This is a genomic window from Cytophagales bacterium (assembly GCA_033344775.1).
Taxonomy (GTDB): domain Bacteria; phylum Bacteroidota; class Bacteroidia; order Cytophagales; family Cyclobacteriaceae; genus JAWPMT01.
In genome coordinates this window covers 399,310-421,854 of sequence record JAWPMT010000001.1, presented here as the reverse complement: position 1 = coordinate 421,854, position 22,545 = coordinate 399,310, and the positions used below count along the sequence as shown (strand labels likewise).

At 42.4% G+C, this 22,545-nt stretch carries 21 protein-coding genes; 12 read left to right on the top strand and 9 right to left on the bottom strand.

The window, feature by feature from the left end; translation table 11 throughout:
- Positions 1–25: 25 nt before the first annotated feature.
- Positions 26–553 (top strand): CIA30 family protein, encoded by a 528-nt coding sequence (locus R8G66_01810; protein MDW3191060.1) that lies wholly within the window; start codon positions 26–28, stop codon positions 551–553.
- Positions 554–715: 162 nt separating this feature from the next.
- Here R8G66_01810 and R8G66_01805 read toward each other — a convergent pair whose 3' ends face one another.
- The 5 genes from R8G66_01805 to R8G66_01785 form a co-directional block, all read right to left on the bottom strand.
- A complete protein-coding gene (locus R8G66_01805) occupies positions 716–1,750 on the bottom strand; it encodes an LLM class flavin-dependent oxidoreductase (GenBank protein ID MDW3191059.1) in 1,035 nt (344 codons plus the stop codon).
- 331 nt (positions 1,751–2,081) lie between these two features.
- Positions 2,082–2,714, bottom strand: coding sequence for a response regulator transcription factor (locus tag R8G66_01800; GenBank protein ID MDW3191058.1), 633 nt, complete (start codon positions 2,712–2,714; stop codon positions 2,082–2,084).
- The gene (locus R8G66_01795; GenBank protein ID MDW3191057.1) at positions 2,711–4,492 is read right to left on the bottom strand and encodes an ATP-binding protein; all 1,782 of its coding nucleotides are present in this window, start codon (positions 4,490–4,492) and stop codon (positions 2,711–2,713) included. Before R8G66_01795 ends, R8G66_01800 begins: the two co-directional genes overlap by 4 nt.
- Before the next feature lie 91 nt (positions 4,493–4,583).
- Positions 4,584–5,054, bottom strand: coding sequence for a hypothetical protein (locus tag R8G66_01790; protein ID MDW3191056.1), 471 nt, complete (start codon positions 5,052–5,054; stop codon positions 4,584–4,586).
- Positions 5,055–5,300: 246 nt separating this feature from the next.
- Entirely contained in the window at positions 5,301–5,705 is a 405-nt protein-coding gene (locus R8G66_01785) for a nucleoside deaminase (GenBank protein ID MDW3191055.1), read from the bottom strand.
- A gap of 443 nt (positions 5,706–6,148) precedes the next feature.
- On the opposite strand from R8G66_01785, the gene R8G66_01780 reads away from it, so the two are divergent.
- The 8 genes from R8G66_01780 (at position 6,149) to R8G66_01745 (ending at position 16,087) form a co-directional block, all read left to right on the top strand.
- Positions 6,149–7,624 carry a S8 family serine peptidase gene (locus R8G66_01780; protein ID MDW3191054.1) on the top strand — a complete coding sequence of 492 codons (1,476 nt, stop codon included), beginning with the start codon at positions 6,149–6,151 and terminating at the stop codon, positions 7,622–7,624.
- 32 nt (positions 7,625–7,656) lie between these two features.
- Positions 7,657–8,292, top strand: coding sequence for a hypothetical protein (locus tag R8G66_01775; protein MDW3191053.1), 636 nt, complete (start codon positions 7,657–7,659; stop codon positions 8,290–8,292).
- Positions 8,289–10,184, top strand: a complete 1,896-nt coding sequence (locus tag R8G66_01770) for a sensor histidine kinase (GenBank protein MDW3191052.1) — start codon at positions 8,289–8,291, stop codon at positions 10,182–10,184. The genes R8G66_01775 and R8G66_01770 overlap by 4 nt, the downstream gene beginning before the upstream one ends.
- Before the next feature lies 1 nt (position 10,185).
- Positions 10,186–10,851, top strand: a complete 666-nt coding sequence (locus R8G66_01765; GenBank protein ID MDW3191051.1) for a response regulator transcription factor — start codon at positions 10,186–10,188, stop codon at positions 10,849–10,851.
- A gap of 190 nt (positions 10,852–11,041) precedes the next feature.
- Positions 11,042–12,118, top strand: coding sequence for a hypothetical protein (locus tag R8G66_01760; protein MDW3191050.1), 1,077 nt, complete (start codon positions 11,042–11,044; stop codon positions 12,116–12,118).
- Positions 12,115–13,185 carry a S8/S53 family peptidase gene (locus R8G66_01755; GenBank protein MDW3191049.1) on the top strand — a complete coding sequence of 357 codons (1,071 nt, stop codon included), beginning with the start codon at positions 12,115–12,117 and terminating at the stop codon, positions 13,183–13,185. Before R8G66_01760 ends, R8G66_01755 begins: the two co-directional genes overlap by 4 nt.
- Positions 13,182–15,329 (top strand): hypothetical protein, encoded by a 2,148-nt coding sequence (locus R8G66_01750; protein ID MDW3191048.1) that lies wholly within the window; start codon positions 13,182–13,184, stop codon positions 15,327–15,329. The genes R8G66_01755 and R8G66_01750 overlap by 4 nt, the downstream gene beginning before the upstream one ends.
- 104 nt (positions 15,330–15,433) lie before the next feature.
- Positions 15,434–16,087, top strand: a complete 654-nt coding sequence (locus R8G66_01745) for a hypothetical protein (protein ID MDW3191047.1) — start codon at positions 15,434–15,436, stop codon at positions 16,085–16,087.
- A 50-nt stretch (positions 16,088–16,137) separates the two neighbouring features.
- On the opposite strand, the gene R8G66_01740 is transcribed toward R8G66_01745, so the two are convergent.
- Both R8G66_01740 and rbsK read right to left on the bottom strand, forming a co-directional pair.
- Entirely contained in the window at positions 16,138–17,142 is a 1,005-nt protein-coding gene (locus tag R8G66_01740) for a multidrug DMT transporter permease (protein MDW3191046.1), read from the bottom strand.
- 4 nt (positions 17,143–17,146) lie between these two features.
- Positions 17,147–18,070, bottom strand: coding sequence for a ribokinase (rbsK, locus tag R8G66_01735; GenBank protein ID MDW3191045.1), 924 nt, complete (start codon positions 18,068–18,070; stop codon positions 17,147–17,149).
- 82 nt (positions 18,071–18,152) lie between these two features.
- Between rbsK and R8G66_01730 the strand changes: the two genes are divergently transcribed.
- The 3 genes from R8G66_01730 (at position 18,153) to R8G66_01720 (ending at position 21,984) form a co-directional block, all read left to right on the top strand.
- Entirely contained in the window at positions 18,153–19,169 is a 1,017-nt protein-coding gene (locus R8G66_01730; GenBank protein MDW3191044.1) for a LacI family DNA-binding transcriptional regulator, read from the top strand.
- Entirely contained in the window at positions 19,166–20,161 is a 996-nt protein-coding gene (locus tag R8G66_01725) for a nucleoside hydrolase (GenBank protein MDW3191043.1), read from the top strand. The genes R8G66_01730 and R8G66_01725 overlap by 4 nt, the downstream gene beginning before the upstream one ends.
- Before the next feature lie 152 nt (positions 20,162–20,313).
- Positions 20,314–21,984, top strand: coding sequence for a serine hydrolase domain-containing protein (locus tag R8G66_01720; GenBank protein MDW3191042.1), 1,671 nt, complete (start codon positions 20,314–20,316; stop codon positions 21,982–21,984).
- A 23-nt stretch (positions 21,985–22,007) separates the two neighbouring features.
- Here R8G66_01720 and R8G66_01715 read toward each other — a convergent pair whose 3' ends face one another.
- Positions 22,008–22,223, bottom strand: coding sequence for a hypothetical protein (locus R8G66_01715; GenBank protein ID MDW3191041.1), 216 nt, complete (start codon positions 22,221–22,223; stop codon positions 22,008–22,010).
- A 39-nt stretch (positions 22,224–22,262) separates the two neighbouring features.
- Positions 22,263–22,535, bottom strand: a complete 273-nt coding sequence (locus R8G66_01710) for a hypothetical protein (protein ID MDW3191040.1) — start codon at positions 22,533–22,535, stop codon at positions 22,263–22,265.
- Positions 22,536–22,545 lie beyond the last annotated feature (10 nt).

Below are 22,545 nucleotides of genomic sequence, written 5' to 3'. Positions count from 1 at the left end.
TGGTTATCCTTTGAAAAAAGAATCCATGTTCCATCTGATATTATCTTTTCTGGTCGTATATAGTGCTACATTCAAGATTGATTTCAACGAAAGTGAGCTCAAAGGATGGTACATCATCAATGATGGAGTGATGGGTGGCCTTTCGAAAGGACAGGCGCAATTCACTGACGAAGGGCTTTTGTTTTATGGAAGCATGTCACTCGAGAACAATGGCGGATTCACCTCATTGCGTTCACCATTTTCTGATTACAATCTTAGCGAATACAAACAAATCACCATCAGATACCGAAGCAAAGGAATCAGTATGGCCCTGCAAATGGAAGAGGATCGGCGTTTTTATTATCCCAATTTCAAAGTCAAGTTGCCAAAAAGCGAAGCGTGGGTGACGAAAACGTATGTATTATCCGAAGTTCGTCAGTACCGCATGGGGTATGCGACGGGCAACTTGTTGCAGCGACAAGACCAATCGGAGATCATTCGAATGGGTTTCATCACCGATGAAAAGAAAGCTGGCGATTTCGAATTTGAAGTGGCTTATGTGGAGTTTAGGTAAGAAAGAGCTTCTAAAAATAGCAACATTCATTTCCCCGGATTTATTCGGAGACACCTAGCCAGCCGCGCCAAGTCCAAGGTCTTCATGAAAGGAAGATCCCGGCACGTCCGCCGGGATAAAGATTATATCAAGAATTTGAGTGTGTTCTCGAAAATTTTCAGTTTACCCAACCATTTCCCTCACCTTCGGAATCACCTCCTGACCAATCAACTGGATCGCACCCATGTACTGGTCATGCGTCAATAATGGATTGTCCATCTGAAAAGTGAATCGCTTGATGCCACCCAATACTTCGGAATGCCTCACGATCTTTTCTGCCACATAATCAGGATCACCAACGACTAAGGCTCCTTCGTCACCTGCCTGTGCCTCGAAACCTACTCGGGTGACCGGAGGCCAGCCACGTTCCTTGCCGATCTTGTTGAACATTTTCGCATAACCGGGATAATAGGTATCCAGGGCTGATTGTTTGTCAGTTCCTACAAAACCCAACGAATGCAGATTGACGATCATCTCCGACTCAGGGTGATTATTGGCCAAATACGTCTCGCGATACAAATCCACGAGGGGCTTAAATCGTTCCGTGTCTCCACCGATGATGGCCACGGTCAATGGAAGCCCCATCTCTCCGGCTCTAATGAACGAAGCAGGCGTTCCACCAACTCCCCGAATGATCGGGATTTTCTCCTGCAAAGGCCTGGGATAAACTGGTTGATTGTTCAGCGGCGCCCTGAATTTTCCATTCCAGGTCACAAATTCCTGGTCCCTGATCTGTAGCAACAACGCAAGCTTTTCCTCAAATAGATCAGAATAATCCAACGTCTCAAACCCAAACAAAGGAAAGGAGTCGATGAATGAACCACGGCCCACGACGATTTCCGCACGTCCTTGAGAGATCAGGTCCAGCGTTGCAAAATTTTGGAATACCCGAACAGGGTCTGCAGAACTTAACACCGTTACTGCACTACCTAACTTGATGCGATTGGTCTGAGCCGCAGCCGCTCCTAAAATGACCGTATTCGCAGAATCGAGGAAGTCTTTGCGATAGTGTTCGCCAATCGCAAAGCTATCCAAACCCATTTCGTCGGAGTATTTGATTCGAGCCAACAAGTTGTCAATATCCCTTACCGTATCGGTAAAATTCCCTGTTACAGGGTCGAGAGTAGCAGCTGCAAAGCTGTCTATTCCAATTTCCATGATTACCTCCTAAGTGTATATTCAGTTAGGGTAAATCAATTTTAGAAGAATTTGGTTCCCTAATGTTTTTGCAAGAGCACGATAAGAAAGAACTGGAATTACTGAGCTTTTGGTTGAAAGTGGGAAGGTAAAAATGTTTGGGTGGTACTTTAAACACCCTAAAGTTCGTTTAAGAGTTCATTAACCTTGGCTTACTCTTAGCTTTGGACCACCTTTAATTGATGCTTGTTGTTTCACTGTTAACTTTTTCATAATTGTATTATTTGTTTGATAAAAAACGAAAAACGATTCTGAAATATTTTAATGTTTCGTAGTGAACTTGCATTGAATACTAAATGATTCCTTTCTCTAACGCGATTCGGATCAATTCGCCAGCCGTTTTAACCTTCAATTTCTGCATGATGTTACGTCGGTGCGTTCGGACGGTATGTTCACTGAGGTGGAGACTATTGGCGATGGCTTTACTGTTCATGCCATCAGCAATCAATTTTACGAGTTCTTTTTCCCGACTGGATAACTGTGCCATTTCGTTGGAAGAAGTTCGTTTGCCTCGGAAATAATCAAAGATCTGTTCGTTGATCTTGGGATGGAAATAACTCTGTCGTTGATGGGTTTTATTGATCGCATCTACCAGGTCTTCTCTGGAAGCATCTTTCAAAATGTAGCCCTGTGCTCCTTTTTCCAGCGCACTACGGATTTGTTTCATGGATTGGTGCATGGTGAGCATCAGGATCGGATGATCATACCCCTTTTGATGCAGTAACTCCATCGTCGCAATGCCATCCAAAATCGGCATGTCAATGTCCATTAAAATGACATCAATCTCATGATTTTCGAGAATATGCGGGGCTTCATTTCCATTTTTGGTATGTTTCACCACCTGGATTTCATCTTCCGGTTGAAACATGAATTTCACTCCTTCGGCAAACAGGTCGTGATCATCGACAATCAATACTTTTATCATAGCTCGGTTGATTTTCTTAATGAGTCAAGAGGCAGGTCTACGGAGATCGTGGTGCCTCTCAAGGCGTTACTGTCAATGCTGATCTCACCTTGATAGTTTTCTACCATTTCTTCCAGGGTCCTTAAACCCATTCCGGTTTTATTCGGGTCCAATGTTGAGGGATCAAACCCGTCACCATTGTCTTCTACGAGTACGTTGACCAACTGTTCCTCGTCGAAATGAGTGACCGAAATGGACAGTTCTGAAGCTTTCGCATGTTTCAATGCATTTCCGACCAGTTCCTGAATGATGCGATAGACAAAGATCTCACCTTCACTGTCTAGTTGAACACCGTTCATGGCTTCGGAGAACTCCACTTGCATTTCTCCTGAATTACTCAAGTGAACTACCAGATCTTTGAGGGCAGGAATAAGTCCAAATCCTTCGCTAATGCCCATGTTCAATGAATGCGACAAACTTCTGATATCCGTGCAGGCCTGATCCACCAATTGGACGATGGTTTCTTCTCTTGGAGATTTATGTTTGATGCCATTCAGGTTCATTTTGATCGAGGCAAACAGACTCCCAAAATGATTGTGCAATTCCTGCGAAATACGAATCCGTTCCTGATCCCGGCCATTGACCATGGATTGCAACGCTTGTGTCTCTCGCGACGCCAACAACTTGTAGATGTCATCATCATGTAGCTTTTGTTCTGCTTCTCGCAACAACCGGGAATTGTGGTATCGCTGACGAAAGTAAAGCAGGAAAATGAACGCCGCGACGAACATGATGATCGCTATGATGATGTAAGTCCATTGTAACTCCTGCTGTTGTTCCAACAGGCTGATCTCCTTTTCTCGAAGGTTTACTTCAAATTCGGTACGCATGTTAGCCATGGTTTTAGTCTGTTCAGTGTTTTCGACACTGTCGCGACAGGAGAGGTACTCCTGGTGATATTGCAGCGCTTTTTCAAATTGCTTTAGTTCTTGATAGAGCTCACTGAGCAGCAAGGCCCCGTCACTGATGCTTTCTTTCAGGTCTAATTCCTTAGCAAGGTTGATTCCATTTTCTGTATGATCAATGGCCTTCTGAACCTCGTTTTGCTCATGGAAGATCTTACCTAATTGGATGTGATAATCGGAAATGGCGTAATCGTCTCCCAGCGGTTCCAGCAAGGCAATGGCCTCAAATAAGTCCTGAATGGCTTCCTTCGTTTTTCCTTGCTTCCAATAAACCAACGCACGATTTCCGGTCACATATGCATTGCCAATGGGCAATCCTGCTTGTGTAAAAATTGGCTCTGCTTCGTTGTAAAGTAGAATCGCTGAATCATGTTTTTCCAGGGAATAATAGCTAAAGCCTGTATTAAGCAAGTTTATACCTAAATCAATACTATCTCCATATATTCGGCCTATTTCAATGGCTTTTAGCTCATAACTCAATGCATTATTATGGTCCTGATTTGCTGTATAGGTATTGGCTATTTCCAGATATCCTTGAATTTGATAGTGATATTCATTTTGTTCAATGGCTTTCTCAGTACTGAGGATCAGATTCTCCAGTGATCGCTTCAAATCACCTTTCATTCGATGAGCTACGCCGATAAATTGATGCGCCAATATCAAATGGGTTTGATCACCGTTAGAAATAATCGATTTTAGTTGATTGCCATAATCCAATATTTCATTTGGTGCAGTAACCAGGGCTGCCAATTGACTCAACACATCTATCTTTTGTTCGATGGTTAAGTGATTGGTATCCCGGTTTTCCAACAGCGATTTTAAACTATCAGCCACTTGCTTGTCTTGGGAGCAACTGATTTGTGGGGTTAATGCAAGGTAGGAAATCAGGATACTGACCACCCAGATTGAATTAACTTGATATTTATTAATTATGGCCTTGATTTGCTTTCAATTTAGGATCCAATTCACAATAATAGATTTCGCTTACATTTGATGAATCTTGCACCTCTATCTGAAATAGAATATCGAATGTTTCGTAGGCTGTACCTGTTACCGGTAAGGTCACCGGCATGGCCAGTGAAGCATCATGATTCGGGTTCGTAGTGTCCGAAATCAGGTCTCCTTGGACATCTTCAAATTTCTGGAAATAAATTGAATTGTTAGGGTTCTGAGCAGAATCGACAAAAGAAATTTCAATGCAGGTATGGGCGTCGATATCGATGGCCAATGGAGATCCGCTTGGGACTGGATCGGAGGTATAATACGATGGAGTGATCGGCATTCTATTGTCTTGGCCGTAAGGCTTTTCATTACCTTTAATTTTGCCGTTGTGCGTATTGTAGGCAGTAATGATGGTGTCTGTGTTGATCGTGAATGTAATTGGAAAGGTACTCATGATTTTGTCAGCTAAATTTATTAAAAATTGGTTGTGTTATTTGACTTATGTCAGGCCAAAAGTATTAAGCCTAAAGATCAGGATGCATACCACGGATGTGGTATTACTGACATTACCTTAAATAAGGGTTAAATGACGATATAGGGTAGTTAGATCACTTACTTACAGCTGGTTACTTATTGGGTGAAAGATAATGTATCCAGTTGTAAACCTGAATAGATGATTGGAAAATAGGACTTGTTGATTTTAAGGTATGTGGATCACTGCTGGTTTGGCAGGCCAGGAATCAGGAACCTCGTCCGAGGTAAGCAAATTGAAAGCAGAGGAATAGCTGCCTAGTTGAGTGACTTTGTTTTTAAAGACCACTGTATGCACCCCATGATATCGGATACTGTACGCACACATCACGCAAGGCTCATGGGTTGAGTAAAGGGTTGCCTGACTCAGGTCTTTTCCCAATTGCTCGCGAGCAGCTTGTAAGGCATTCATCTCTGCATGGTGGGTGATGTTCTGATCGGAAGTGGCTGATTCGATTCCCTCCGCCACGATCTCGCCATTGATCACAATGACACAACCTACCGGGCTGTTGCCATTTTGTTGGGCAATTGCTGCTAATTGCTCGCAGAGGGAGAGATAGTATTGATGAGTCATGGCTAATATGTTATTCAGATAGGTACAAATCTATACTGAATGTTAGCGGTCAGTATGATACAATCACAATGTCCTCCATACTTCACTGTAAAATGCTAAGAAGAAACACTTGCAGACTTCCGGGGATCATCGCAATTTGGAAGAAGTTCATTCAGCTCAAGCCTTAGGATGACTAAGATAGGGGCTAGTTGGTTTGGAAGGATTCCTTGTAGAGTTGTTCGCATTGACCATTCATCTGAGGCTTGTACAAATGGATAGAGGATAATTTAAAGACCTATTAGCCATCTAAAGATGATGAATTTTAATATACCGACATCTCAAGACCGAAAATACCGATTGTTAGGTATTAAAAGTATTTTGATAATTGCGATTATTGTTATCGAATATTTGGTGCCTGTGATGAAAACGCCAAATAACTAATTACAACCAAAACCTAAGCATATATGACACAGATTCAAGCATGCGTAACATTTAATAACTTGACCAAAGACAAGGCCTATCTCAAAGAAGGGATGGACTTTGAAAAATACAAGGCAAAGAAACAGGATAAAAAACGTGCGAAGGACATTTTTAAAAAGCACAAATTGGAAGTGGTTTCCGAATGCCCTTGGTCTATGACTATTGTAGGAGATAAAAGTGATTATGAACGTTTATTTGGAACGGTGCTTTGTGAAAAAAAAATGCGCAATGCAAAGTATGCTTCTCGACCTTCAGTTTGGTTTCCGGACGATAAGGGTGGGTGGAACTACGACCACCCCTTAAAAGAAATAATCGACGAAGCCTATATACAATGGCCGTTCTATTATCAGAATAATCGATTCCCCAGAAAGAATCATTTGTTTTTTCCTCCACTAGTCGATTATCATCACCTTCGGGTTCCAGGGGACGTTGCTGCCACTGTGAATGCCTCTCGAATTCATCAAAAAGGTATTGTAGGTAAGGGGGTGAGGGTATTGATGCTCGATAGTGGTTTCCATTTTGATCATCATCATTTTCAAGAGTACGGTTATGATGTTCGTAGAATACTAGGCCCATTAGCTTCTGATATTGAGAATGACCCTGAAGGACATGGAACGGCCATGGCGGCAACGTTACTCGCGGTAGCACCAGGAGTAGCGTTAACCGGAATGAAGTTGGTGAATGAGAATGATGATTTACTGGATACAAGCCTGGAAACTGCTTTTAAGGAAGCATTAAAACTTGATCCATTACCTAATATCATCTCTTTAAGCTTGTCTTCTGATCTGGTGGATATAAGTGATGATGACCGGGAGCATCTAAATGATCTTCCTGGTAGTCTTGGTGGTCTGGTAACCCATATCAAGCGTGCGATAGCTCTGGGGATCACGGTGGTTTGCGCTGCAGGAAATGGAGAAGTTGGATTTCCCGCCATGATGCCGGAAGTCATTTCGGTAGGAGGGGTCTATGTTGACGAGAAAGGGTTGATGGAAGCTTCGGATTATACGAGTGCATTCGAAAGTAAGATATATCCAAATCGGCATGTGCCGGATCTATGTGGCCTTTCTGGAATGCACAGGCATAGTAATCGAGCCAATAAGCCACGGACTGAAGGGGGGTACATTATGTTGCCGGTACAACAATTGGAAAAACTTGATAGGGACCGAGATAGCACTAAAGCAGATGATTCATGGGCTATAATAGGAGGATCATCGACAGCTACTGCACAGGTAGCTGGAGTTTGTGCCCTGCTGAAAGAAAAGAATCCCCATCTTACACCTGCCGATTTAAAAAGATTACTGATTTCCAATGCCAGAAAAGTGAGAATAGGACATTCCAATTCTCGAAGTAATAAGGGCAAGGTAATCAAAGCTAACAGAAGGAATAAGCCTGGGGCTTCCGGGGCGGGTTTGGTAGATGCTTTTGAAGCCTTTGAAGCTGTGGATAATGGAAATTTCTAGAATTAATTTGACAACTTTAATACTGCATAATCATGGATAAAAAATTCCGACATTACATCAACCTGGAAGATAATGAAAGTTTCCAGTTAGTTTACACCAGCCAGCTTTATGGAACCTTTTTTGCGGTTTATGCCAGGTTCAATTGGACTGAGAGTCGACCACCTACTTCCGAAGGAGAAAAAAAGAAGTATATAATCCAATCGATAGACTTTGAAGTAATAAATTACAAAGGGTTGATCAATATTGGTATTGTTGAAGTGTTAATACCTACGGAGTTCCTGGCACAATTAGATGAAAGGCTAAATGCCGATAAAAAGGGAACCGTTAAAGCGTTTAACCTGGTGATGCGCGGAATGGGTGGATCTAAACATTCAGACCGGTCGAATCCCAGAACGGAGGTTTCCTGGCCTGGTCCTGATCGAGAGCCATTAAATCTGGAAATAGCCTCGGATGACCTGATTTATTTTAAAAGGACAATCGAAAGGCTTCATTCTGATGGTACTCCGGAGGAGAATGGTCTTTTTGATGATGAGTTTTGGTACAGGGAAGGTACCAAGGATACCATCGAAAAGAGAAAACCTATTCCTGAGCTTGAAATGCCTTCTGCATCGACCTTTAATTTTGATAGTGGGCCGTTATGCCCGGAATCTAAAAACAGGGTTATTTGAATAAAAAATTAGTACTGTGGCTTCTTTTACTTTTAACTGGTTACTATGGCTGCTGCCAATGGGAACCAAACAGGCAGGCTTTTTTCAAACATTTAAAGAACTTCAGATTTGAAGCTGCCAAAAAGGAAGTAGAAGAAGTCACAGATACTAACTGGAACACCGCCATATCTTTGCTTTATAAGACCATTTATGAGGCAGGGCAAATTCCAGATTACGATTGGAAACAAGATTCGATCAAAATCAGAAATCTTGAGTTGTCTTTTCCGCATAACAGTGAGGCTCATGTCGTAATCAAGATACTTCTGGGGTATCATTTTTTATACTCCTACCCGTATTCTAAGTATCCCATGGAATACTTCACTGATGCTTACCTGCTTGCCAAACAAATAGGAACTGAAGAGGAGAAGAAATTCTCTATTTACTCAATTCTAAAACTTCGTAGTTGGGAGCTTAACCAAACCAATGATGATTTGCTGCTTTATTTAGAAATATACAGAGGTCTTGAAATTGATCAATCTGATGAGTTTCATTTGAGGATGTTTGAATTCAAACATGGAATGAGGAAGCTAAACCATGAGGTAGAGATAGAAGATCCATTTGTGGATGCTTTTGCTGATTTAATGGTGTCTTTTGAACCTGAACATCATTTCTGGACAGATTATTATATCATACGTGGGGTATACCTACGACACAAAGGTCGTGTTGAAAGGAATGATTCGCTTACTAGTGAAGCCGAGAATCTATTCCATCTCGCTTTGACCAGGATGAATGATGAGCCGTTTCTCCGATTTTTTCAATTCCGAACCTACATTCAATTGTCAGAAGTAGAGCGTGTCCGCAGAAACTATGGTAGGGCGATTGATTATGTGAATAAGGCGAAGGAGTTTAGTTACTATAATGACAAGCTCCGTGCAGAGTTCTGGCTTCACCGGTACGTCGCACCAAACTTATTTGGTGTAGGAAAAAAGGATAGTGCATTTTACGTGCTGAGTAAGGCTGATTCATTTAAAAAAAATCTTGATGCACTAGACAATTCTTTGCTGATCTCGGAACTAACTTCAAAATTTGAGACTGAAGAGAAGGAAAAGCAAATCTTACTGGAAAGAGAAGGCAAGGCACAATCGCGAGCCATTGCCATCGTATTGGGTATTACGCTTATCCTGGGTCTTATCATCAGTGCATTAGTCTATCGTGACAGCAAAAGAAAACGCCTCCTTGCTATCCAGGACAAAAACATCCAGTCGGAGAAGGTGACGAACTTGTTGAAAGAGCAGGAACTCATTGCTCTGAACTCAATGATCGAAGGGCAGGAGCAGGAACGGAAAAGGATCGCCGAAGATCTGCACGACCGATTAGGGAGCACTTTGTCTGCGGTCAAAATGCACATGGAGGTGCTCTCTGAGAACGACACGAGGTACGATAAAATCAATCGTATTGTCGATAAGGCCGTAAACGATACACGAGAGATAGCGCATAACATGTTGTCGGGCGTCTTAACCAATTTTGGATTAATGGCCGCTTTACAAGACCTGAAAGAGTCCCTGGAGTCTTCCAATCAATTCAAAGTAAACCTGCGGAGTATTCAATTCGACGAAAGGTTGGACTCGGAGACTGAAATCCATATTTACAGGATTGTGCAGGAACTGATCAGTAATACCCTCAAACATGCGAAAGCAACACAAGTTGACCTGGAATTAAAACGGACTACAGACAAAGGATTGATCATCACCTATAAGGATAATGGAAAAGGTTTTGACCCTGAAACTGCAGCGGAGGGTATGGGACTCAAAAACATTAAGAACCGGATTGGTAAATTGGAAGGCCACTCAAGCCTGACAACCGCTCCGATGAAAGGAGTGCAAATGATTATTGAACTATGGAAAATCACGTAAGATGGAGCATGAAACGATTAAGATTATACTCGCAGATGACCATGAACTCATACTGGATGGATTGAAGCTTATTCTGGACCAGGATTCCCGCTTTGAAGTAATAGGTGAAGCATACGATGGAGAGGAATTATTGCGAAAAATTAAGGCAGTGCCAGAGTTGGATATAGTGGTCTTGGACATCAACATGCCCAAGAAAGATGGTATTCAAGTAACACGTGAAATCAAAGCTACATTCCCAGAGGTCAAGGTGCTGATCTTATCGATGTACAATCGCAAGGAATTCGTAAAGAACCTCGTGGATGTGGGCATCGACGGATACATCCTGAAGAATGCGGGTAAAAAAGAATTGATCAAAGCCCTGGAAACACTGGTAGGAGGTGACCCTTACTACGGAGAAGAAATCACCAAAACCATCATGAAGAGTTATCAAAAAAATAAGGTCTTCGATAATCCAATTGATGTAGAGTTATCCGAAAGGGAGAAAGAGATTGTTACTCTCATTGCTAACGAAATGACCACTGCCGAAATCGCAGATAAACTATTCATTAGTGTCTACACCGTGGATACCCATCGAAAAAACATCCTTGGAAAATTAGGCGTAAAAAACGCCGCAGGAATCATGAAATTTGCCTTGCAGACCGGCATCATCAAGGGATTTGATTTATAGCATCCAACAGCGTCAATTTTTTTTGGAAGAGTTTAGACAATAAACTGTTACTACGCTTTGCGCTGTAGTGTTGTTCTGAGTAAATATCGTCATCATTCATTAAAACTGGGCACCGCCATTTATGAAAATACCTAATCATCGGTATTGAACCTCTTGGCTTGATTCATTCACTTTACTAAAACATTTCATTATGAGTGCTTTAGTGATTCTAGATGTATTTATCGGGTTGGTTTTCCTCTACTTACTCTACAGTCTGTTAGCTACTGTGATCGTTGAGTTCATAGCGAGTGTATTTGGTTTAAGGGCCAGAAACCTGGAATGGACCATCGCAAGAATGCTATCCGATCAGAATTACAACCCCTATGCGATACTCAATAAATTGCTGCTTACCTTGAACGGAATCGGACGATTATTTTATCGAAATAGAGAAAGTTTGCTCAAGGCGTTTTACGAGTTACCCGAAATCAAGTATTCAAGTGAAGGAGGGCTTTTCAATAAACCTTCTTACCTCTCAAAAGAGGTGTTTTCAAGATCACTTACTGAAGCCCTCAAGAATCAAGGAAAAGCCGAGGCCGGTGTTGCCAGTCAGGATCAGGACAAAATTGAAGCAGCCTTGTTGAAATTGAAAGAAGAAGCCAAGGACACGCATGTACAATTAACGATGCTCTGGAATGAAGCCTCCAAAGACATAACTAAATTCAGGTCCCTGATTGAAGAATGGTTTGAACAAATGAATAACCGTGCATCCGGCTGGTACAAACGAAAAGTTCAGCTTATGCTTTTGTTTATTGGGATGTTTATCGCGTATTGGGCCAATCTCGATTCCATTGAACTGGCTAACCGACTGGCAAAAGATACGGATGCCAGAGACCAACTGGTGGCCATGGCCTTGAAAAGAGCAACGGGTTCCACCGATACAGCGGCGATCAACAAAGCTTACGTAGCAGCTCAGGATAGTCTAACATCTGATATTAATAATGCGCATAAAATGCTTGGCAGTGGGTGGCCGGAGGATATGGACAGTTTTTGTAAATGGTGCCACATCAAAAAGGCAAATAGAGGATTAGGATATTTTTTGACTGCTCTGGCCATCTCTCTTGGTGCACCATTTTGGTTTGACCTGCTCAATAAATTGGTGAGATTGCGCAGTTCAATACCTCAGCCAATATCCAACCAACAGGGGAGCGGTAATACCAGCAGCCCTTCCTCACCGCGTTCATCCAGTACCGGAAACGACGTGATCCCAGCCAGAAGACGAAACGGATGAAAGGCATAGTCAATACTTATCTGAACGAACGGATCCAGCAGCCTAAACTGTCTGCAACAACCCAGGTTTATTATGAGCCTGGAGATGTAGTAGAGATTGTTAAAGAAGTCTGGGGGGAAGAATACAAGCATTCAAATCTGTGGTTTGAACTGTCCAATGGAACATTTGTTTGGGGCGAAGGAATTGATTTGCCTATCGAACAAAGACCTTCGTTTTTCATCGACTACTATGAGCCTTTCAAGCGTAATTTTCCAATGGGTCCTGAATTACCCGGCATCCTGATATTAGATACAGGAATTACCAATCATATTGATCTGAATCACATCACTGAAAGAATCAATTTCCTGGATGGTTCTGATTATACACCTGATGAAAGCGGCCATGGAACGCATATGGCAGGATTGATTGCTGCTAAGGCCAAATCTTCCGGAATAAATGGAATGTTTCCTGAAGCGAAAATTACCATTGGCAAAATTAAGTCGGGTCAATCAAGCGTGTTGGACATGATGAAGGCATTACTAAACGCTTTTAATTGGGTCGTTGAAAAGGCGGACCATATCCAGGTCATCAGTATTAGTCAGGGGTTGGATAAGGAAACCTGGGACTCACATGAAGCAGTGCGTGATGAGATCCTGGATACGATGAAGATTTTGAGAGGTCAGGGTGTATTCGTTGTGGCTTCTGCAGGCGATAATAAAGAATTGGAGATGGAGGTATTGCCCGCAGATATGAATGAACTCTCCATTTCGGTAGGAGCCCTCCAAAGGAACTTATTGAATTGGGTGCCTCTGAAACCCGTTGACATCATTTGTCCCTTAGTACCCCATTATTCTACCTTTCTCAAAAGCAGTAGACCCTACCCTTTTTTTGCTCAAATGACAGGTTGTAGCACCTCTACGGCTTTGGTAAGTGCGCTGATTGCATTGATCCTTTCTGTAGAAATGAGTCGGGCCAAAAGTCCAGTGAATTTGACCAAACAAGAAGTGCTTCAGAAACTGAAAAGGTTCGAGGAGTTACCATTTGATTTTAACTATAACCATTTTGAATATTCAATTAGATCGGCATGAAAAACTTAATTAAACCTTTATTGGTGCTAATGGCTTTTTTGATGACTGTAGAGCTATCGGCACAGATCACGTACTACGATGCGACAGTCCTGAAAGCGCAGCTTACTAGTAACAAGTGGCCGGAAGATGATGCTACCGTTACGGCAATTTTGAACAATTACATTGACACGGAAAACGGGGAAACAATCAAGTCCCGAATAAAGCAAAACAATCCGTTTTTGAAAGGTTTTTTGTCAAATTGGACATCTGCTTCTACTACTTCATCTGTCGCTGGTCCCTCAGGAATTGAAAGCCTGGCGGGTCGGGTATCAGGAATCAATGTAACCAATGTGGCGACAGGTGTTTCGAGGTTCTTGATTGAAAGAGCCAATGAGGAAGTCAACATTCTCTTTTTCAATAAGTTCAAGAAGTTTCTGGAGAAGAATCAAGAAGCAGCGACATTGTTTCCTCTAAGTACGAACTTCATTACGAACACGGAACCTTTCCAGTACGCCATATTGATCCAAAGTTTCAAAGAAGCATTCAAGGAAGACATTGCTAACCTGGTAACGAACATGGATGGATTATTTGAATTAGAAAAATACAAAGGTTTTGGAGAGAATTTTCCTCAAGCTTATGCTGGGTTAGCCGCAGCGGCTTCCGTGAGTAAATTGGCGAATGGAGCTTCTTTTCCCGATGTAATTAAACATCTGGGAGCCTTTGATAACCCCTCTTCATCAGGAAAAGCTACCGATCTTTATACATCTATCAAGTTGATGTCGATTCTTTCGGAAAGCGTGAGAAGTAATGTCGAAGGTGAGGGCTGGGTAGCGGTTGCGGACATCAATCGGGATATTATTGCAGATAATGATACACGTCAGATTTTTATGGGATTGATTTATGAGCGTGTTCAAGGGTTGGCTTTTAGTGACAAACAAAAAGTTCAGGATATATTGGATAAGGCCAGACAAAATGGAGATGATTTTAGGATTCTTTTGGGCTACTTCAGAAGTATTAAGCAAAAATGGGACGGCATCCTTGCCTTACAACAAGAGATAAAGGACAAGAAGCAGAAGAATGAAAAAGTCGAATACATGGAGTATTACAACTTCTTTGAAGCCAATATCAATGTGATAGAGCAGTTACTAGATATTAATTCCGTAATAACAAACTTAGGAGGCAACCCCCATCAAGTGGCAGGACTATCAAGCACAAAGGATTACCTCCAATTGATGAGAAAAGGAAATCAGATCTATAAAAACGTCAGTGAAAAAAATTACAGTTCTGCGGTATTGAATTTTGTTATCGTCTATAAAGCAATATTTGGAACCGGAACGCTGGAGTACAGTGACAGTAAGGAACAAATGAAGACCTTTCTTGCAAAGAAAAACGTAAAATTCAAGGGAGCGTTATCTTTTAAAAAAGGACTTAAAAAGACTTACCGAAAAGAGTATTTAAAAGATTTAGGTATTTCCGTATCCCAGGTCAACAAACAGTACAAACAGAACCGGGTGGGTATTTCAAATTCAAAATTCTTGAAATACGCTACTTTCATGGCTTCTGTTGCTGAGGCAGAAGGTCCCAATGACGTGAAAAATATTTTAAGAGCCGCTGCTTTGCCAGCCGGAGGGTCTTCCATCAAGAAGAATTCGGTATTTAATATCTCACTGCAATCTTATCTAGGCCTCTATTACAACTCGAATCATGATCGCAGCATTTCCAATGCCTGGAACAATGAGCTTGGGGTCATTGCGCCGATTGGTGTTTCGTTAAATTGGGGGGCAGGAAAGTATGGTTCTGTCGGTGTAATGGCTTCGTTTTTTGATCTTGGAGCCATTGTAGATTATGAGATCAGACGAGATACTACCACAACGATGACTACAACCACTGATGAAAACATGCAAACCATCATGGTTGAAACAGAAACGATCCAATCTGAAACAGACTATAAGGTCGAGTTAGGACAAATATTTTCACCAGGCCTTTATATTGTCTATGGGTTTGGTTTGAATGTGCCACTTACTTTAGGTGCTGGCTTCCAATATGGTCCAGGGTTGACTGAAATTAATGATGCTAATGCGATAATCGGCAAGCCCGACTGGAGGCTCAATATATTCATGGCGTTTGATATACCGATTTTCACCATCATAAATAATTCCAAATGACGTACAGGGTATTTTATGTAATTATGGTCTCATTAGCTGTATCATCTTGTTGTGATGTGGAAAATATGGAAGCTACATGTCAAGTGTCTCAATCGAATCAGTATTTGGAGAGGTTGTTGTCAAAAGCCCTCGATGATGCGCTTGTCCCGGAAGAAGATGAGATCCTGCCTCTCCATGACATCAGCAAGGACAGAGTTTATACTTTTGATGGCGTAAACTATGTGAAAGCAGTTACCTGGATAGATAATACTTATCTCCAAAATTGGAAAGACGCTTTAAAAAAGTCTGATAAGCAGTATACGCTACCTTTCAGCGTTCCAATCTGGCTCACCATCGTACCTCAAATGCAGGATTTTTGTTCATCCACTTTTTTCCAAAGTGAGAAGGATATGGAGCTACGCTTAAAGCAAAAATTAGGTCTGAATTATAAGAAAATTTATAGCCATTTTGTGGAGGTCTACGTTCCTTTGAGTCATTTACGAAGGCCATGTATGAATCCTGATGTTGGGTTCACCACATGTCCTCCGTGTGCTGCAGAAACTGGAAGTGATTCTCAAGCTCGTCTCTACTATAAGTGGCGTCAGAACATAAACGGGGAGGTTGAATTCCCCGTGCCCTTCACTGGTCTCGGCTATACCTATGATTGGGGACCAGGTGATTCAGAGGTGGGGTTTAGTGAGTTTGTATTCATCTCCGATGGTGTTACTCCACTTTTAGTGGAATCAGTCAATACTACGCTCGACTATTGCACCAAATGAATTAGTTATTGGAGCCGATAGACTTATATCATCGGCTCCCTTTTTTATTTTCACCCCCGCGCCATCACGATCGTCACCAATCCGGCGATGAAGAAAACAAACATCAAGGCGATCAGCTGGTTAGTTTTTTTGGAAGCACCAGCGAATTCTTTCCATATGAAGACGCCCCAGGTTGCAGCGACCATTGTAGCTCCTTGACCTAGACCATAAGAGATAGCAAAGCCTGCTTTTTCCGCGGCAATTAGGCTAAAACTCATGCCAATGCACCAAATGATGCCTCCTAATAAACCGACAATATGTGTCTTTAGACTTCCCAGTTTGAAATAGTCACTGTAAGCCATGGGCTCACCGCTTACGGGTTTGAACATGAAGTAGGAGTTCCATACGAAGTTGGATAAGAAGATCCCAATCCCAAAGACGAATACGGCGCTGTATGGGGTGAATAGGCCTACATCCGGAGTTACGAAGTTGGTAGACATGGATGCCGCCACCAGACGAAAGAAGAAGGCCATCAATACACCGCCTAAAACCGCGTAAACCATTCCTTTCGATGAGCTTTTTGAGCTGTCTCCCTGACTTTGATTTTTATAAGCGATCGCATCGATGATAATGGCGATGGTAACCAGGCCCACACCAAGGAAAAGCAAGAAAGGATCACCGACAGGATTGGCCAGGTAGTTCACCACGACACCCATTACCAGGGCAATGCCAATGCCGATGGGGAAGGCTACTGCCATTCCGGTGATATCAATAGCAGCTACAATCAATAGGTTCGCGAGATTGAAAATGATTCCTCCAAGTAGCGCTGATCCATATGCGCTTGTGTCTGCTTGCATCAGGTCGTTAACAAAACTTCTCCCTTCCTCACCGGTAGAACCGAGGGTAAAACCAAAAATCAACGTACATAAAATGATGCCTAGACTATAATCCCAATAAAACAAGGGGAACGGCCAGGATTTAGATGCCAGCTTTTGTGTGTTGGCCCAAGAACCCCAACAGAACATGGTGATGATACATAATAGGACAGCTACGGAATAGGAAGCAGGAATAAACATGAGGTTAGGAGTTAAAAGTTAAAACATCATCCAGCGAAGGGCAGGAGGGTTGCGCACCAAATCGTGTGACAGAAATGGCGGCAGCTTTCGTGGCAAATTCCACCGCAGAACGGAGATCATTGTTTGCAGCAAGGGAGCAGGCCAGTGCGCCATTAAACGTGTCACCGGCGGCTGTCGTGTCTTTAGCTACTACATCAAGGGCAGGAATGATTTCATCCATGCCCTCACCAAGCACATAAGCACCTTGTTTTCCCATGGTCAGAATAATGGTATTTATGCCTTTGTCTCGTAAGAAGGATGCCGCCTTTTTAGCAGAAAGAAGATCGGTGACGTTAACACCAGTGAGCAATTCAGCTTCGGACTGATTTGGTGTAATAATATCGACCTGCGAAAGCATCTCATCAGGTAAGGCAGCTGCTGGTGCCGGATTTAGAATGTTACTCATTCCAGCCTTTTTTGCTTTTTGAATGGTAAAGTGAACGATATCGACAGGTACTTCCAGTTGTGTGAGCAGGATGTTGCCAGTTTCAAAACTCGCTGAAGCTTCATCAATATCTTCTTTTGAAATTTCAGCATTAGCTCCCGAAGCAACGGAAATGCAATTTTCTCCCGCCTCATCCACCATGATCAACGCGATACCGGATGCACTGCCTTCTTTGATAGACGTAAATTCCGTGTCAATGCCATCTTCCTGCAATCCTTTTAGGGCCTGTTGGGCAAACACATCATTACCCATTTTCCCAATGAAAGTAGTTGATGCACCAAGTCTTGCTGCAGCTACGGCTTGATTGGCTCCTTTGCCACCATTCACCATCTCAAATCGCCCACCAAGAATGGTTTCTCCGGGTTTAGGAAGGTGACCGGACTGGATGACCATGTCCGTATTGGAGCTTCCCATGACGATCACCTTGTTACTGTTTTTCATCATTCAAAAAATTTGCATTACTTTGCACACTCGATTGCGCAATATAATAAATTATGTTTATTCGCTTCAATTTGAATTCAATTAGATGAGTCCAGGAATTTCCCTTAAGGAGTTGGCAGAGAAGATCGGAGTTTCCAGAACCACCGTTTCAAGGGTGATGTCTGGCCATGCGGAGAAATACCGGATCAGCAAAAAGACAGTGAAGAAGGTACAAGAGGCTGCCGAACAGTATGGGCTTGCTCCGAATCAGATGGCGGTTAACCTCCGAAAGCAAAAGACGGATACAATCGGTTTGCTGGTTCCGGATTTGTCGAATCCCTTTTTCGCTAACCTGGCGCATGCGGTGGAGCAAGAACTCCGTGCCGTTGGGAAACTGATGCTACTGTCGAGTACCAATGACGATACGCTATTGGAAGAGAAGACGCTGGGATTGATTGCGAGACGCCAGACCGATGGCTTAATTGTTGTGCCTGTAGGTATTCAGGCTGAACACTTCAAGTTATTTGAGGATCGTCCCATTATCTTCATGGACCGCTACTTTGAAGACCTGAACATCCGTCACGTCTCTTCGGATAATATGGCAGGTGCATACGCAGCGACGCAATACCTGATTAAAAGAGGTCACCGGAAAATCACTGTCATCCAGGGTTTACCGGAAGCCATTTCGAACATGGACCGGATAGCAGGCTATCAGGAAGCCATGCAACAGGCGGGCCTGGTAGATGAGATTCAAGTGGTAGGGCAAGGCTTTACGACTCAAAATGGTTTTGAGAGTGCCCGGCAACTCTTAACCAATTCAGATCGTCCGACTGCATTATTCACCTTGAACAACCTCATTGCCATTGGTGCCATTCGTGCATTGACGCAGCATGGATTGCATGTGCCTAAAGATATTTCCTTGTTGTCATTCGACGAACAGCCGTATTTCGAATTGACTTCTCCACCTGTGAGCACGATCAAGCAACCCATTGCTCAAATTGCTAAGAAAGCAGTCGAAATGTTGCTCTGCCGCCTGGATGGCAAGGAGGTGGCTAGCCAAAAGATCGTTCCTGAAATTATTGAACGTCAATCTGTTAAAGACCTTAATTCCCACTTATCATGAAGTATTTTTTTCTGTTTTTATCCTTTCTCATTTTTTCCTGTACCCAATCACCTGCTGTTCCTGAAATCCCAAAAATTATCTTTGATACAGATTTCGGAGGAGATGCTGATGACCTTGGAGCATTAGCCATGTTGAATCATTTCCATAACCGGGGTGAGTGTGAACTGTTGGCTGTGATGTGTTGGAACACTGAGACGTATTCTGTTCCTGCGGTAAGTGCAGTCAATGGATTTTATGGTAATCCCGATATTCTGGTTGGAGCCAGAAAAGTGGCGGGAGAACATATTCCATGGAATCACAGCAAAGTGATTGCGGATAATTTCCCATATAAAGTCGACAAAGAAACCGCCCCGGAAAGTACAGCACTATATCGAAAACTGTTGTCGGAAGCGAATGATTCGGAATTGGTGATCGTGACCGTGGGCCCGTTGGCCAATATCATGAACCTTATTGATTCGGGCCCCGACGACTACTCTTCAATGACTGGCAAGGAGTTGATCAAGAATAAGGTCAAAGAATTTGTGATCATGGGAGGGCAATTTCCTTCCGGACAAAAGGAATGGAATTTCGATGGGGCCATGCCTGGTGTCACCAAATATGTCGTTGAGAACATCGAAGTACCGATTGTTTTTTCTGGCTATGAAGTAGGAGTAGACATCAAATCAGGCGAGGTTTTTAATGAATTGCCCGCTGATCATCCTTTGTACAAAGGATTTTTACATTTCAGTGAACACAGTCCGTGGTTGAATGACCAGTGGCAAGGAAAGATCTATGACAATTCTACCTATGATCAGACAGCTGTATTGTATGCTGTTAGAGTTGGAATAGGCGAGTACTGGGAATTAGAAACAGGAGGAATTTGTGTGCCGGATAGTGTAGGAGGTAATTCCTGGGAAAAGGCTGCCAATTCTGATCAGAGCTACTTGAAGTTGTTGAAATCAAATGAGGAAATGGCACAAGTGATTGAGACATTTATGATGGGGGAGTTCTAATATTAAATAATCTACCTTTCCTTAGTATGATGTGAACTTGAGTCAAGTATCTATATAACTAATATTTAAGTTAATAAACGTAATAATAAGTAGTATAACTTAAAAATAAGTTTTAAGCTTGTGTGCACTTCTAAATTCTAATTGAAATAGATATGAACAAAAGACTAATCTGGACTTTTTGGGCGGTTGTTTTGCTCACAACAGCTACAGCGCAACTATCTGATAACCAGTTCAAAGCAGTTGATGATTTATTTAAAGAATGGAATCAACCTAACCACCCCGGAGGAGTAGTTGGCGTCCGGAAAGGCGGAGAAAATGTATTTCTGAAAGCTTACGGATTGGCAAGTTTAGATTATCTGATCCCGAATCAGCCTTCCACCATTTTCAACATCGCCTCCGTTTCAAAGCAGTTTACTGCAATGGGTATTTTATTGCTGGAGCGAGAAGGAAAGTTATCAGTTGATGATAAGATCAGTAAGTACATACCAAATCTTAGTGACATTGGGGACAAGATCACCATACGGCATATGTTACATCATACCAGTGGGATCAGAAGTTTTCATGAGTTGTTGTTTTATGCAGGGTGGCGTGGAAATGACTTACGGACCAATGAGGACATTTACCGGTTGATGGAAAATCAAGAAGACCTGAACTTCGAGCCGGGTGACCAATACATGTACTGTAACACAGGCTACATCTACATGGCCTATATCATCGAGAAGATCACGGGAGAATCCTTCCCAGATTGGATGAAGCAAAATGTGTTTCTTCCTTTAGGCATGCGGGATACTTATGTAGAAGCTGACCCATCTAACGTTGTGCCAGGGAATGCTACTTCATATTACGGACGATCTCAAGGCGTTTTTCAGCGGTCCATTGATTATTGGGCGTATGTGGGTTCTGGAAATGTCCATGCGACCGTTACAGATCTTTTGGTTTGGGGAGAGAACTTCTATAACCCAAAAACAGGATGGGAGGACTTGTTTCAAAGACTGGAAACAACTGATCCTTTCAATGACGGATCACCCAATGAGTATGCTTTTGGAGTAAGTGTGAACAATGTGAAAGGTAAAAAAGTTGTTGCACACAGCGGATCTATAGGTGGTTTTAGGAGCAATTTTGTTGCCGTACCTGAAGAAGAGCTTGTCATAACGATTTTGACCAACTATAATCGGACTAATCCCGGCGGAAGAACATTTCAGGTATTTGATGTGGTGGTGGATACAAAATCATCTGAGGAAAAAGATGATTTGCAGCAAGAGGAAGCTAAAACTATCAAGCTGTCGACCAATGCCTTAAAAAAGTTTGAAAATTACTTCTGGAACCCTCAGGATAAGTATGTGCGTCGCATTTATGTGAAAAATGATACCCTTAGGTACTGGAGAAACGAGAACAGTGAGAGTAAGCTGGTTCCTGTAGGAAAAACTACCTTCAAGATGTTAGATGCAGGTAATGGAAACTACCGGGTGCTATTCGAGGGACAGGGAGAAAAGACTAAAATGATCTTCCAAAATGAAGACGGCTCCCTCGTTTATTCTGATCGGTTTTTGCCAACAGAAAGCACTGAGTCAGAGCTGAAGAGCTATACAGGAAAGTACTACAGTCCAGAATTGGATGTTTATTACACATTCGAATGGAATGATGGTGAGCTGACCTGGTATCATCAAAGAAGAGGGTATGGCAAAGTGTCACGGATCAAACAAGATGTGTTGAGTACCGGTGAATTCATTGCTGAATTTGAAAGAGATCAATCAGGGGTTGTAACTAAAGCTAAATTCTACAGCGGTAGGGTGAAGCACTTGAGGATGGAGAAGGTGGAGTAACGCCATGCCTTCAGGTCGATTTCTTAGAAGTAATTATAATAGAACTCGGTGATCAGTCCGTCTTCGACTTTGATATAGCCTTCATACCCCCATTCTGTTTCGATTTCGGGGATTTGAATTCGATATTTACCGTCCGTGTAGTCTGCAGCATCACGCCCAGACAAGAAATCTGAAATTTTGGTATAACCGGGGCGAATTATGTTACCATTTGGGAATTCGATAAAATTTCCTTGTTTCACGCTAAAACCCATCAGGTTTAGTCCACTTCCATAATTATATTACTCAATAGTCATCCCATCAAAATCGAAGCTATAATTGGGTATTTCCTCACCGTTTGGTTTACGGAAAGACGATTGGGACGAGAACTTTTTGATCACTGAAAAATCATCATCTGGCGTAGATATTTCATAAATACTTACTTCACCATTGACCAGGGCTTTATTCATGTATTTAGCCGAAAAGGTGATCACATTTGACTGTTGCGTTTGCTTGCTTTGGGCAACGCACAATGCCTGAAAAACAAGTGCGATGATGAGTGATAGCCATTTCATGAATGCAAGT

Bases quoted from the DNA above. Each gene is read 5' to 3' on its own strand.
- R8G66_01740 (MDW3191046.1), bottom strand. From the start codon at position 17,142: ATGTTTATTCCTGCTTCCTATTCCGTAGCTGTCCTATTATGTATCATC.
- R8G66_01810 (MDW3191060.1), top strand. From the start codon at position 26: ATGTTCCATCTGATATTATCTTTTCTGGTCGTATATAGTGCTACATTC.
- R8G66_01725 (MDW3191043.1), top strand. From the start codon at position 19,166: ATGAAGTATTTTTTTCTGTTTTTATCCTTTCTCATTTTTTCCTGTACC.
- R8G66_01775 (MDW3191053.1), top strand. From the start codon at position 7,657: ATGGATAAAAAATTCCGACATTACATCAACCTGGAAGATAATGAAAGT.
- R8G66_01750 (MDW3191048.1), top strand. From the start codon at position 13,182: ATGAAAAACTTAATTAAACCTTTATTGGTGCTAATGGCTTTTTTGATG.
- R8G66_01720 (MDW3191042.1), top strand. From the start codon at position 20,314: ATGAACAAAAGACTAATCTGGACTTTTTGGGCGGTTGTTTTGCTCACA.
- R8G66_01800 (MDW3191058.1), bottom strand. From the start codon at position 2,714: ATGATAAAAGTATTGATTGTCGATGATCACGACCTGTTTGCCGAAGGA.
- R8G66_01765 (MDW3191051.1), top strand. From the start codon at position 10,186: ATGGAGCATGAAACGATTAAGATTATACTCGCAGATGACCATGAACTC.
- R8G66_01785 (MDW3191055.1), bottom strand. From the start codon at position 5,705: ATGACTCATCAATACTATCTCTCCCTCTGCGAGCAATTAGCAGCAATT.
- R8G66_01755 (MDW3191049.1), top strand. From the start codon at position 12,115: ATGAAAGGCATAGTCAATACTTATCTGAACGAACGGATCCAGCAGCCT.
- R8G66_01780 (MDW3191054.1), top strand. From the start codon at position 6,149: ATGACACAGATTCAAGCATGCGTAACATTTAATAACTTGACCAAAGAC.
- R8G66_01760 (MDW3191050.1), top strand. From the start codon at position 11,042: ATGAGTGCTTTAGTGATTCTAGATGTATTTATCGGGTTGGTTTTCCTC.
- rbsK (MDW3191045.1), bottom strand. From the start codon at position 18,070: ATGATGAAAAACAGTAACAAGGTGATCGTCATGGGAAGCTCCAATACG.
- R8G66_01710 (MDW3191040.1), bottom strand. From the start codon at position 22,535: ATGAAATGGCTATCACTCATCATCGCACTTGTTTTTCAGGCATTGTGC.
- R8G66_01790 (MDW3191056.1), bottom strand. From the start codon at position 5,054: ATGAGTACCTTTCCAATTACATTCACGATCAACACAGACACCATCATT.
- R8G66_01730 (MDW3191044.1), top strand. From the start codon at position 18,153: ATGAGTCCAGGAATTTCCCTTAAGGAGTTGGCAGAGAAGATCGGAGTT.
- R8G66_01805 (MDW3191059.1), bottom strand. From the start codon at position 1,750: ATGGAAATTGGAATAGACAGCTTTGCAGCTGCTACTCTCGACCCTGTA.